The sequence below is a fragment of the Ramlibacter sp. genome, assembly GCF_035655895.1.
Classification (GTDB): domain Bacteria; phylum Pseudomonadota; class Gammaproteobacteria; order Burkholderiales; family Burkholderiaceae_C; genus Ramlibacter.
In genome coordinates this window covers 25,397-37,705 of record NZ_DASRTN010000016.1, presented here as the reverse complement: position 1 = coordinate 37,705, position 12,309 = coordinate 25,397, and the positions used below count along the sequence as shown (strand labels likewise).

At 70.4% G+C, this 12,309-nt stretch carries 13 protein-coding genes; 7 read left to right on the top strand and 6 right to left on the bottom strand.

What is annotated here, in order from left to right; translation table 11 throughout:
- Nucleotides 1-6: 6 nt before the first annotated feature.
- The 6 genes from bamC to VFE82_RS19575 form a co-directional block, all read right to left on the bottom strand.
- The gene (gene bamC, locus VFE82_RS19600; protein ID WP_325002032.1) at nt 7-1,089 is read right to left on the bottom strand and encodes an outer membrane protein assembly factor BamC; all 1,083 of its coding nucleotides are present in this window, start codon (nt 1,087-1,089) and stop codon (nt 7-9) included.
- A 19-nt stretch (nt 1,090-1,108) separates the two neighbouring features.
- A complete protein-coding gene (dapA, locus tag VFE82_RS19595; RefSeq protein ID WP_325002031.1) occupies nt 1,109-1,996 on the bottom strand; it encodes a 4-hydroxy-tetrahydrodipicolinate synthase in 888 nt (295 codons plus the stop codon).
- Between the two features lie 30 nt (nt 1,997-2,026).
- Entirely contained in the window at nt 2,027-2,563 is a 537-nt protein-coding gene (locus tag VFE82_RS19590; protein WP_325002030.1) for a class I SAM-dependent methyltransferase, read from the bottom strand.
- A 4-nt stretch (nt 2,564-2,567) separates the two neighbouring features.
- Nucleotides 2,568-3,413 (bottom strand): SDR family oxidoreductase, encoded by an 846-nt coding sequence (locus VFE82_RS19585; RefSeq protein WP_325002029.1) that lies wholly within the window; start codon nt 3,411-3,413, stop codon nt 2,568-2,570.
- 63 nt (nt 3,414-3,476) lie between these two features.
- A complete protein-coding gene (locus VFE82_RS19580) occupies nt 3,477-3,608 on the bottom strand; it encodes a hypothetical protein (protein WP_325002028.1) in 132 nt (43 codons plus the stop codon).
- Nucleotides 3,608-4,828, bottom strand: a complete 1,221-nt coding sequence (locus VFE82_RS19575; RefSeq protein WP_325002027.1) for an MFS transporter — start codon at nt 4,826-4,828, stop codon at nt 3,608-3,610. Before VFE82_RS19575 ends, VFE82_RS19580 begins: the two co-directional genes overlap by 1 nt.
- 156 nt (nt 4,829-4,984) lie before the next feature.
- On the opposite strand from VFE82_RS19575, the gene VFE82_RS19570 reads away from it, so the two are divergent.
- The 7 genes from VFE82_RS19570 to VFE82_RS19540 all read left to right on the top strand — a co-directional run bounded on the left by VFE82_RS19570 (nt 4,985) and on the right by VFE82_RS19540 (nt 12,305).
- Nucleotides 4,985-6,958 carry a DNA topoisomerase IV subunit B gene (locus tag VFE82_RS19570; RefSeq protein WP_325002026.1) on the top strand — a complete coding sequence of 658 codons (1,974 nt, stop codon included), beginning with the start codon at nt 4,985-4,987 and terminating at the stop codon, nt 6,956-6,958.
- An 8-nt stretch (nt 6,959-6,966) separates the two neighbouring features.
- The gene (locus VFE82_RS19565; RefSeq protein WP_325002025.1) at nt 6,967-7,575 is read left to right on the top strand and encodes a hypothetical protein; all 609 of its coding nucleotides are present in this window, start codon (nt 6,967-6,969) and stop codon (nt 7,573-7,575) included.
- Entirely contained in the window at nt 7,572-8,126 is a 555-nt protein-coding gene (locus VFE82_RS19560; protein WP_325002024.1) for a GNAT family protein, read from the top strand. The genes VFE82_RS19565 and VFE82_RS19560 overlap by 4 nt, the downstream gene beginning before the upstream one ends.
- On the top strand, nt 8,123-9,058 hold the full coding sequence (locus VFE82_RS19555) for a lytic transglycosylase domain-containing protein (RefSeq protein ID WP_325002023.1): 936 nt from the start codon (nt 8,123-8,125) through the stop codon (nt 9,056-9,058). Before VFE82_RS19560 ends, VFE82_RS19555 begins: the two co-directional genes overlap by 4 nt.
- A gap of 80 nt (nt 9,059-9,138) precedes the next feature.
- On the top strand, nt 9,139-11,493 hold the full coding sequence (gene parC, locus VFE82_RS19550; protein WP_325002022.1) for a DNA topoisomerase IV subunit A: 2,355 nt from the start codon (nt 9,139-9,141) through the stop codon (nt 11,491-11,493).
- A 6-nt stretch (nt 11,494-11,499) separates the two neighbouring features.
- A complete protein-coding gene (locus tag VFE82_RS19545) occupies nt 11,500-11,868 on the top strand; it encodes a hypothetical protein (protein ID WP_325002021.1) in 369 nt (122 codons plus the stop codon).
- A gap of 23 nt (nt 11,869-11,891) precedes the next feature.
- On the top strand, nt 11,892-12,305 hold the full coding sequence (locus VFE82_RS19540; RefSeq protein ID WP_325002020.1) for a PaaI family thioesterase: 414 nt from the start codon (nt 11,892-11,894) through the stop codon (nt 12,303-12,305).
- Nucleotides 12,306-12,309 lie beyond the last annotated feature (4 nt).

The following is a 12,309-nucleotide window of genomic DNA, read 5'->3' as shown; positions in this document are numbered from 1 at the left end:
GCCCGGTTACTTCAGGTCGTCGGCGATCACCTGCACGATGCGCTGGGCGTTGACCGAACGCTCCGGCGCACCCTGCGCATCGAGCACCGACACGGTGGTCGATTCGCCCTGGCTCTTGACGGCGATGCGGTACTTCAGCGGCGCCTCGGTGCGCTCGCGGCTGAAGAGGCGGCCGAAGAAGCCGGGATCCTTCTTGTCGGGGTTGGGCGGCACGTAGCGCACGAAGTACGTGCCCTGGCTGCGGTCGCGGTCCTCGACGGTGAACCCGGTGCGGTCCAGGGCCAGCCCGACGCGGCGCCAGGCCCGGTCGAAGGCCTCGTCGATCTGCACCACGGGTGTGTCGTTGACGGCGGCCACCCGGGAGGTGGAGCGGGGCGTGCTCGAGGCGACCAGCGCCTTGCTCTGCTCCTCGCCCACGCCCAGCTTGACCATCAGCCGGCGCAGGAACTCGGCCTCGAGCTCGGGGTCGGCCGGGCGCGGCTGCCACACGGTCTGGTCCTTCTGCTGCGCGCTGGCGTAGACCTCCTGCATGCCGCGGTGCGAGATGTAGATCTCGGTGCCGCCGTTCGCAGCGCGCTCCAGGCGGGTGCGGAAGCGGTCGCGCTCGGAGGTGGAGTAGAACGAGTCCAGCACCTTGCCCAGCGCATTGCGGATGAAGTCCTGCGGGATCTTCGCGCGGTTCTCGGCCCAATCGGTTTCCATGATGCCGAGGTTGGGCTGGTCGAGCACCAGCTGGAAGCCGCTGTCCTGCCAGAAATCGCGCACCGGCCCCCAGACCTGGTCGGCCGGACGGTTGACCACCAGCCAGCGCTGCGTGCCCGCGCGCTCGATGCGGACGTCGCCGACCGTGCTGGCCGCCGTGGGCAGCGTGGGCGCGGCCTGGCCGATGGCGTAGCTGCTGGCGGTGACGGGGCCGCCCGGAACCTGGTACCGCGAATCGCGCGCCAGCTGCGTCAGGTCGGGCGGCACCTCCAGCGTGGGCGCCTTGGTGGCGCTCTTGTAGTCGATGCGTTCGGCCTCGAGCATCGAGCAGGCGGCCACCGCCGCACACGTCGCGCCCAGCAGGCTCAGTCTTGCGATTCGCTTCACGTCTTTCGTTCCTTGATGATCAGCCGAGCAGGCCCGCGGCCTTCAGTGCGTTCTCGACCTGCGGCTGGAAGGCCGGCGCCAGCGGTGTCATCGGCAGGCGCAGCGTCGGACCGCACAGGCCCATGCGCGCCATCGCCCACTTCACCGGAATCGGGTTGGCCTCCACGAACAGGTGGCGGTGCAACGGCAGCAGCCGGTTCTGGATGGCCATCGCGCCGCGGCAGTCGCCGCGCATGGCGGCCACGCACAGCTCGTGCATGAGACGGGGCGCCACATTGGCGGTGACGCTCACGTTGCCATGGCCCCCGCACAGCATGAGGGCGACCGCGGTCGGGTCGTCGCCCGAGTAGATGGCAAAGCCCTTGGGCGCATCGCGCAGCAGCCACTGGGCGCGTTCGATGTTGCCGGTGGCTTCCTTGATGCCGACGATGCCGGGCACTTCGGCCAGGCGCAGCACGGTGTCGTGCTGCATGTCCGCCACGGTGCGGCCGGGCACGTTGTACAGCACCATCGGCAGGTCGCCAACCGCCTCGGCGATGGCCTGGAAGTGGCGGAACTGCCCCTCCTGCCCCGGCTTGTTGTAGTAGGGCACCACCTGCAGCTGGCAGTCGGCGCCGACCTTCCTGGCGAACTTCGCCAGCTCGATCGCCTCGGCGGTGGAGTTGGCGCCGCAGCCGGCCATGATGGGCACGCGTCCGCGCGCCTGTTCGACCGCCACCCGGATGATCTCCTGGTGCTCCTGCACGCTGACGGTGGGCGACTCGCCGGTCGTGCCCACCACGCCGATGCAGTCGGTGCCTTCGGCGATGTGCCAGTCGATCAGCTTGCGCAGGGTGGGGTAATCCACGCTGCCGTCGTCGTGCATCGGAGTGGCGAGGGCCACGATGCTGCCGGTGATGGGAGTCATTGTCGGGTCGGAGGGAATGGCGGATTCTAACTAGAGCGTGTAGCGAGCCCTTCCGTTCCCGGCAAGGGGGCGGACGGCGGCGATGCGCTGCACGAAACGGTCGGGGTCGGGCTGGAACCCGTCCTCGTAGGCGACGATGCGCAGGCCCTGGCACAGCGAGAGCAGCTCGCCCTGGCGCAACAGGAAGTCGGGGCGGGAGGGCTTGCCGACGGTCTCGTGGCCCTCGGCGAAGGTCTCGTAGAGCAGCGCCCCGCCCGGCGCCAGGCTGTCCAGCAGGGAGGGGAACAACGCGCGCCAGAGATAGTTGGTCACCACCACGGCCGCGAACCGCTCGCCCGGCAAGGGCCACGCCCCGTTCTCGAGGTCGGCGACCAGGGTCCGGCCGGCGCTGGCCACGCTGGCGAGCGCGTCGGCGTCCCGGTCGACGCCGGTGACGGGATGTCCCCGCCCGGCGAACCAGCGCAGGTGGCGGCCGCGGCCGCAGGCCACGTCGAGCACGCTGCCGCCTGCCGGCACCAGGTGGCTCCAGCGCCGGATCCAGGGCGACGGGGCTTCGGTCCCGTGCATCGCGTCAGCCCCGCTCGGGCGCAGGGCCCGCAGAGCCGTCCCGTGGCTTGGCTTCGTCCGCCAGCGCGGCGAGCGCCATGGCCTCGACCCGGCCAGGTGCCACCAGCTTCAGGAACCGGCCGAGCTTGCCGCGCGTCGTCATGACGACCTCACGCCGGCGGGCCTCCAGGCCGTCCAGGATCAGCCGGGCGCAGACGTCGACCGGCATCGCCTCGTCTTCCTTCAGTCCGCTGCGGCCGGCGGTCTGGCCGCGGGCGTCCAGTCCGTGCCGCCGGATCTCGGTGGCGACGACGCCCGGATAGGCGGTGGTGACCGACACGCCGGCCGGCTTCAGCTCGGCGCGCAGGGCCTCGAAGAAGCCGGTCATGGCGAACTTGGTCGCGCTGTAGGCGGTGCGCCCCGGCACGCCGATCAGCCCGGCCAGCGAGGAGACGGCGACGAGGCGGCCGCGCGCGGCCTTCAGGTGCGGCAGCGCCGCGTGGGTGCACCACACGCTGCCCCACAGGTTGACCGTCATCAGGTCCTGGTACCACCGCAGGTCCTGCGCGCGGACCTCCTCAAACAGCGCGTGGGCGGAGACACCGGCGTTGTTGACCAGGCAGTCGATCCCGCCGAAGCGCTGGACGGCCGCATCGATCAGGCGGCGGCACTGCGCCTCGTCGGTCACGTCGGTGGGCACGACGAGCGTGTCGGCGCCCAGGGCCTGGCAGCGGGCGGCGACCTCGTCGAGGCGCTCGCGCTGCCGCGCCGCGAGCACCAGCGCCGCCGCGCCGCGGTGCCGGGCGGCGATCTGACGCGCCAGTTCGGCGCCGATGCCGTCGGACGCGCCGGTGATGACATAAGTGTTCATGGAGCAGGCTTCGTGGTTCGTGCCGCCGCCCGGCCACCGGATGGCCGGACCGGCTTCACCCGGTCACTGGAAGCAGGCCCAGAACCGGTCCGCCAGCATGACCATCGTGTCGGGACGCGTGTAGAGGGCAAACACGGCCCCGAGCACCGCGGTGGCAGCCGTCCAGCCGAGGACCTGGCGCACGCGGCGGGCCATCACGCAGGCTGGGCCGCCGGGGCCCGCGCGATCGGTGCTTCGCGCACCGGCAGGTTCACCAGGGCGGCGAACACGCCCAGGGCGATCGAGATGTACCAGACGATGTCGTAGCTGCCGGTGCGGTCGTACAGCAGGCCGCCCAGCCACACGCCCATGAAGGAGCCGATCTGGTGGCTGAAAAAGACGAAGCCGCCCAGCATGGACAGGTGCGCCACGCCGAAGATCTGCGCCACCGTGGCGTTGGTCGGCGGCACCGTGGACAGCCACAGCAGGCCCATCACCCCGGCGAAGACGTACACGGACAGCGGCGAGAGGGGGGCCCACAGGAACACCGCGATCGCCAGCGCACGGCCCAGGTAGATGGCCGCCAGGATCTTGCGCTTGGCCAGCCTCTGGCCCAGCGAGCCGGCGATGTAGGTGCCGAACACGTTGAACAGGCCGATCAGGGCCAGCGCGTAGCTGGCCACCTGCGGCGACAGGCCCTTGTCCTTCAGGTAGCTGGGCATGTGGACCCCGATGAACACCACCTGGAAGCCGCAGACGAAGTAGCCGGCCATCAGCAGTTGGAAGCTGGGGTACTTGAACGCCTCGCGCAGCGCCTGGCCGATGGTCTGCTCGCGCCGTGCGGGCGTCGCGCCCGCGCCGAACCCGGGCTCGCGCAGGCCGAACGCCAGCGGCGCGATCAGCAGGACGACGATCGCCAGCGCGAGCAGCGCCTGCTGCCAGCCCAGGCCATCGATCAGGAAACCCTCCACCGGCACCATCAGGAACTGGCCGAAGGAGCCGGCCGCCGCGGCCACCCCCATCGCCCACGACCGCCGGGCCGGATCGAGCTGGCGGCCGATCACGCCGTAGACCACCGCGTAGGTGGTGCCCGCCTGCGCCGCCCCGATCAGGACGCCCGCGGTGAGCGAGAACAGCAGCGCGTTGGGTGACAGCGCCATGCCCGCCAGGCCCAGTGCATACAGGACGCTGCCCGTGATCAGCACCCGGAAGGCGCCGAAGCGGTCGGCCAGCATGCCGGCGAAGATGCCGAAGAAGCCCCAGGCCAGGTTCTGGATCGCGATCGCGAAGGCGAAGGTCTCGCGCGTCCAGCCCTGGGACTGCGTGATCGGCTGCAGCCACAGCCCGAAACCATGGCGGATGCCCATGGACAGGGTGACGACGGCGGCCCCGCAGACGAGGACCTGGCGCATGGAAAGGCGGGCGGGGGAATGCATCACGCGACTGTAGCCAATCGGCTCCGCCCCGACGCGTCGCGGGGCCGACAGCGCCATGAGACTCGCAGCGGGCACTGATGACATGCGAGCATCAATCCCTGCCGGGCTGTATGCCCGTACAGTTTGTTTCGACCGCACGACTACAATCCGCCGCTCATGGCCACCCGTCCTTCCTCCGTTCCCGAGTACTCCGAAGGTTCCATCCGCGTGCTCAAGGGCCTCGAGCCCGTCAAGCAGCGGCCGGGCATGTACACGCGCACCGACAACCCGCTGCACATCCTCCAGGAGGTGCTCGACAACGCCGCTGACGAGGCGCTGGCCGGCCACGGCAAGCGCATCAAGGTCACCCTCCACGGCGACGGCTCGGTCAGCATCGAGGACGACGGCCGCGGCATTCCCTTCGGGATGCACCCGGAGGAAAAGGCTCCGGTCATCGAGCTGGTGTTCACCCGCCTGCACGCGGGCGGCAAGTTCGACAAGGGCAAGGGTGGCGCCTACAGCTTCTCCGGCGGCCTGCACGGCGTCGGGGTGTCTGTCACCAATGCGCTCGCCAAGCGGATGGAGGTCACCAGCCACCGCGAAGGCCAGGTCGCCACCATCGTGTTCTCCGGCGGCGACGTGGTCGAGGCGCTGAAGCTGCGCAAGGCGGCCGAAGGCGACCGCCGCCAGGGCACCACCGTGCGCGTGTGGCCGGATGCCAGGTACTTCGAGTCGAGCCAGCTGCCGATGGCCGAGCTGGCCCACCTGCTGCGCAGCAAGGCGGTGCTGATGCCCGGCGTGGCGGTCTACCTGGTCAACGAGAAGACCCGCGAGACCCAGAGCTGGCAGTACAAGGGCGGCCTGCGCGACTACCTGATGCAGACCCTCACCGGCGATCCGGTGATCCCGATGTTCGAGGGCGAGGGCTACGCCGAGAACAACGAGACCTTCGCCGAAGGCGAGGGCGCCGCCTGGGCCGTCGCCTTCACGGAGGATGGTGCGCCGGTGCGCGAGAGCTACGTCAACCTGATCCCCACCAGCGCCGGCGGCACCCACGACAGCGGCCTGCGCGACGGCCTGTTCAACGCGGTCAAGAGCTTCATCGAGCTGCACTCGCTGCTGCCCAAGGGCGTGAAGCTGCTGCCCGAGGACGTCTTCGCCCGCGCCTCCTACGTGCTCTCGGCCAAGGTGCTGGACCCGCAGTTCCAGGGCCAGATCAAGGAGCGCCTGAATTCGCGCGATGCCGTGCGGCTGGTCTCCAGCTTCGTGCGACCGGCGCTCGAGCTGTGGCTGAACCAGCACGTCGACTACGGCAAGAAGCTGGCCGAGCTCGCCATCAAGGCCGCCCAGACGCGCCAGAAGGCCGGCCAGAAGGTCGAGAAGCGCAAGGGCTCCGGCGTGGCGGTGCTGCCGGGCAAGCTGACCGACTGCGAGAGCAAGGACATCTCCCACAACGAGGTGTTCCTGGTGGAGGGCGATTCCGCCGGCGGCAGCGCCAAGATGGGCCGCGACAAGGAATGCCAGGCCATCCTGCCGCTGCGCGGCAAGGTGCTCAACACCTGGGAAGTCGAGCGCGACCGCCTGTTCGCCAACACCGAGATCCACGACATCGCGGTGGCCATCGGCGTCGACCCGCACGGCCCGAACGACACGCCCGACCTGTCGGGCCTGCGCTACGGCAAGGTCTGCATCCTGTCGGACGCCGACGTCGACGGCTCGCACATCCAGGTGCTGCTGCTGACGCTGTTCTTCCGCCATTTCCCCAAGCTGATCGAGGCCGGCCACGTGTACGTGGCGCGCCCGCCGCTGTTCCGCGTCGACACGCCGGCGCGCGGCAAGAAGCCGGCCGGCAAGCAGTACGCGCTGGACGAGGGCGAGCTCACCGCCATCCTCGACAAGCTGCGCAAGGAAGGCGTCAAGGAAGGCTCGTGGAGCATCAGCCGCTTCAAGGGGCTGGGCGAGATGAGCGCCGAGCAGCTGTGGGAGACCACGCTGAACCCGGACACCCGCCGCCTGCTGCCGGTGCAGCTGGGCCGGTTTGATTTCTCCGGCACCGAAAGCCTGATCACCAAGCTGATGGGCAAGGGCGAAGCGGCCGCGCGGCGCGAGCTGATGGAACTGCACGGCGACGACGTCGAGGTGGACGTCTAGGCAGCTGCATGGCGCACCCCCAATCCAGGCTGCAAGTCGGCAGCGGCAGCCCTCCGGCCGAGTGGCGAAGCCGCGAGATTCCAGGCTCGTACGTGGCGCGTACCGCGGTCATGCTGTTCGTGACAAGCGTCGCTGCCTTGGTGACGATCCAGGGGTGGCGGCTGCGCTCGCTACTGCTCTCCGCCGTCGGCCTGCTCATGCTCGGCGGTTTGGCGCTTGATCTCCGCCGGGACCGCCGCGATCGCGCACTCGAGCGGGCCCAAGGCGGCGTCCTGGGATTCGACCTGGAAGGTATCCATTTCAAGGACCTGCCATCCTTGCGCTGGACGTCCGTGGTGTCCCTGACCGTGGAAGAACTGCGTTTCGCGAAAGGCTGGGCACCGTTCCTCGTGATCGAGCTCGGGCCTCAGGAGACGGCCCGGGTGGGCAAGCTTGTTCCGAAGGGGCGTATCGATCATCGAGAGGTCGATATCGACGTGGGTCGCGGCCGGATCGGCGTGAACCTGCGTGCCCTGGAGCATGAACCTTCTTTCATCCTTTCGATGGGCAGGCGTTACCTCGCTCGGCAGTGTGCGGACTCCGACGTCGAAAGCGGCCTCGCAGGTGGTGCTGCATGACCGCTGTGAACTCGCTTGCCGCGAACCGCACCCCCGCCCGCGTGCGGCTGCGGCCGACGATGCAGAGCGACATCGACTTCGTGCTGACGCTCGAGCACGACCCGGAGAACCTGCCGTTCATCACGCCCTGGGAGCGCACCCAGCACGAGGCCGCGATCCGCTTTCCGGACTTCCGGCATTTCATCATCGAAGCCGGCCAGGACCTCGCCTCGGCCGGCTTCCTGATCCTGATCGGCTGCCGCAGCCCGCACCAGGCGCTGGAGCTCAAGCGCATGGTGGTGCGCCACAAGGGCGAGGGCCACGGGCGGGCCGCGCTGCGCGTGGCCAAGAAGGTGGCGTTCGACGACCTCGGGGCGCACCGCTTCTGGCTGGACGTGCGCACGCACAACCACCGCGCCCGCGCCCTGTACGACACCGAGGGTTTCGCGCCCGAGGGGCTGCTGCGCGAGTGCGTCCGCGGCGCGTCCGGCTTCGACTCGCTGGTCGTGATGTCGATGCTGCAGGCCGAATTCGCCGACCGGCGGGCGCTGGCGCTGGAGCTGCCCGCATGACGGCGCGCCGGCGTTGCCTGGCCCCGCTGCTGGCCGCGGCCCTGGTGCTCGGCGCGGGCGCGGGGCGGGCCGAGATCTGGGGCTACGTCGACGGCAAGGGCGTGGCCCATTTCGCCACCGAGCGGGTGGACGAGCGCTACGAGCTGTTCTGGCGTGGCGGCGAGGCCTTCGACACGGCCGCCGGGTTGCCCGAGCGGGCCACCACGCCGCGGGCCGTCGCCGTGCCCAGCACCAGCGCCGCCCGGCTGGTCGCGTATTTCGAGATCTCGCCGGGCTACCGGCAGGTCAAGCACCACCTGCGCGAGGCGTCGCGTGCGCACGGCATCGAGCTCGAGCTGCTGCAGGCGCTGATCGCCACCGAATCCGGCTTCGACGCCGCGGCCGTGTCGCCCAAGGGCGCGGTGGGCCTGATGCAGGTGATGCCCGCCACGGCCCAGCGCTACGGCGTGCAGGGCGACCAGCGCGCGCCGATCGAGAGGAAGCTGGCCGACCCCGGGACCAACATCCGCGCCGGCAGCCGCTACCTGCGCTACCTGCTCGACCTCTTCCCGGGCCGGCTCGACCTGGCGCTGGCGGCCTACAACGCCGGCGAAGGCGCGGTGCAGCGCGCCGGCAACCGCATCCCGAACTACCGCGAGACCCAGAACTACGTCCGCACCGTCCTGCAGCTGTATTCCATGCTGCGGCCACCTGCGCTGGGCGCCGCGCCCGGCGTGCGGGTGCCGGGACGCGTGCGCATCGAGCTGGCCGGCCGGGCCGAGCCGGGGCCCGACACTGCGGCGCTTTCCGGGGCCATGGGAGGCCCCGCGGCAGCGGCGCCGCCCTCGCCAGGGACGGTGCCGGCCGGCGGCGCCCTCCACCGCGGGAACATGCCCGCGCTCCTGCCCGAGGCCGGGACGGAATCCCCGCCGCGCGACCCGTGCTGCCATTGATCGCCCGGCGGCACCGGGCCGGCCGGCGCTGACCTGCTGCTCCTGAACACCGACTCCTCACCTTTGCCGATCGCATCCGAATGAGCCAAGACGAACTGATCACTTCCGACGACGGAGGAGACGACACCCAGCTGGACCTGGCCACCTACGCGCAGCGCGCCTACCTCGAGTACGCGCTCAGCGTGGTGAAGGGCCGCGCGCTGCCCGATGTGACCGACGGCCAGAAGCCGGTGCAGCGCCGCATCCTCTACTCGATGTGGCGCATGGGCCTGGGCTTCGGCGGCGGCGCCGGTGCCAAGCCCGTCAAGAGCGCGCGTGTCGTGGGCGACGTGCTGGGCCGTTTCCATCCCCACGGCGACCAGGCGGCCTACGACGCGCTGGTGCGCATGGCACAGGACTTCAGCCAGCGCTACCCGCTGATCGACGGGCAGGGCAACTTCGGCAGCCGCGACGGCGATGGCGCGGCGGCGATGCGCTACACCGAGGCGCGGCTGTCCAGGATCACCAACCTGCTGCTCGAGGAGATCGACGAGGGCACGGTCGATTTCACGCCCAACTACGATGGCAGCACCCAGGAGCCGCTGCAGCTGCCGGCCCGGCTGCCGTTCGCGCTGCTCAACGGCGCCAGCGGGATCGCGGTCGGCCTGGCCACCGAAATCCCCAGCCACAACCTGCGCGAGGTGGCCGACGCCTGCGTGGCCCTGGTGAAGAACCCCAAGCTCGCGGACGACGAACTGCTGGCCCTGCTGCCGGGCCCGGACTACCCGGGCGGCGGCCAGATCATCAGCAGCGCGGCCGACATCGCCGAGGCCTACCGCAGCGGCCGCGGCTCGCTCAAGGTGCGGGCCCGCTGGAAGATCGAGGACCTGGCGCGAGGCCAGTGGCAGCTGGTGGTGCACGAACTTCCGCCGGGCGTGAGTTCGCAGCGCGTGCTGGAGGAGATCGAGGAACTCACCAATCCCAAGGTCAAGGCCGGCAAGAAGGCCCTGCTGCAGGAACAGCTGCAGCTGAAGCAGACGGTGCTGTCGGTGCTGGACGCCGTGCGCGACGAATCGAGCAAGGACGCCGCGGTGCGGCTGGTGTTCGAACCCAAGACCAGCCGCATCGAGCAGGCCGAGCTGATCACCACGCTGCTGGCGCACACCAGCCTGGAGACCACCGCGCCGATCAACCTGACGATGGTCGGGCTGGATGGCCGGCCGGTGCAGAAGTCGCTGCGGCAGATGCTCACCGAATGGATCGAGTTCCGCCAGCGCACCATCGAGCGCCGCTCGCGGCACCGGCTGGACAAGGTGCTGGACCGCATCCACATCCTCGAGGGCCGCCAGCTGGTGCTGCTGAACCTCGACGAGGTGATCGCGATCATCCGCAACAGCGACGAGCCCAGGCAGGCGCTGATCGACCGCTTCCGCCTCTCGGAGCGCCAGGCCGAGGACATCCTGGAGATCCGGCTGCGCCAGCTGGCACGCCTGGAGGCGATCCGCATCGAGCAGGAGCTCGGCCAGCTGCGCGAGGAGCAGAAGAAGCTGGAGGAGATCCTGGGCAGTCCGGCGGCCCTGCGCCGGCTGATGGTCAAGGAGATCGAGCAGGACGCCAAGTCCTTCGCCGACGCCCGCCGCACCCTGATCCAGGCCGAGAAGCGCGCCGTCGCCGAGGTCAAGGTCATCGACGAGCCGGTCACCGTGGTGGTCTCGCAGAAAGGCTGGGTGCGGGCGCGGCAGGGCCACGGCCACGAGGCCGCCAGCTTCGCGTTCAAGGCGGGCGATGGCCTGTACGGCACCTTCGAATGCCGCACGGTGGACACGCTGCTGGCCTTCGGCAGCAACGGCCGGATCTACTCGATCCCGGTCTCGACCCTGCCCGGCGCACGGGGCGACGGCCAGCCGGTCACGACCTACATCGACCTGGAGTCGGGCACGCAGCTGGTGCACTACTTCGCCGGCGCGTCGGGTGCCTGGCTGCTGCTGTCCAACAGCGGCGGCTACGGCTTCCTGGCCACGGTGGAGAACATGATGTCGCGCCAGCGCGGCGGCAAGTCGTTCATCACCTGCGGCCCCGGCGAGATGATCTGCAAGCCGTCGCCGGCCAACGTGCCACCGCCGGCGGGCGTGGTCCCGGGCGGCCTGCACCTGCCCGCGACGCACGTGGCGGCGGTCTCGTCCGAGCGCCGCATCGTCACGTTCCCGATCGGGGAGCTGCGGCAGCAGCCGAACGGCGGGCGCGGCCTGCTGCTGCTGGCGCTGGAGAAGAAGGAGACGCTTGCCGGCGCGGCTGCATACACGCGCAGCATCGTGATCCGCGGCGTGTTCCGCGGCAAGGAGCGCGAGGAGGTCCTGGAGATCCGGTCGCTCAACAACGCAGCGGGCGCGCGCGGCAGCCGGGGCAAGGCCGGCAACTTCACGTTCGACCCGTCGTCGGTCGACCGGGTGGAGTGACCCGCCATGCAGCTCGTGTTGGCGGACTCGGAGGTCGCGGGAGTCGAGCTGCAGGGTGACACGCTGGTGCTGCGCTTCGCTGCCGCTGCCATCGCGCAGGCGGCGGGCGGCGAGGCCGGCTACCTGCCGGGGCTGGCGCTGGAGTTTCGGCAGGCGCGCTGGCGGGGCGAGCCGTCGGCCTGCTTCGGCCGCCTCGCGCAAGGCGAGTTGTCGGACGGCATCTCGCGACTCACGCGGCTCGAACTGCCGTTCGACGGCCCGGGTCCGTGGCGCGCGGAATTCGTGTTCTCGCAGGGCTCGCAGCTGGTGGTCGATGCGCAGCGCGTCACGGCCTTGCCGGGCGCGGCTCCGTTGCGACCCTCATACGCCTGCTGACCGCTTTCCTGCACACTGCGCGCATGTCAAGCAAGCAAGAGATCGCGGCCTTCATCGCCAGGGAGTTCCCGCAGACGCGGGTGCAGGTGCTGGAGGCCGGGGGCATGGCGGCGACCGTCGCCCACGAGGTCGGCCCCGACGAACTGCGCCCGGGCGGCACGGTGTCGGGGCCGGTGATGATGGCCACGGCCGACGTGGCGCTCTACGTGGCCATCCTCGGCGAGATCGGCATCGTCCCGCTCACCGTGACCACCAGCCTGAACTTCAACTTCATGCGCAAGCCGTCGGCGGACCGGCGCATCGTCGGCATCTGCAAGCTGATGAAGGTCGGCCGCACGCTGGCGGTCGGCGAGGTGGCGCTGTATTCGGAGGGGCTGCCGGAGATGGTGGCGCACGCCGTCGGCACCTACGCCATCCCGCCCGGCGCGCGCTCCTGAAGGT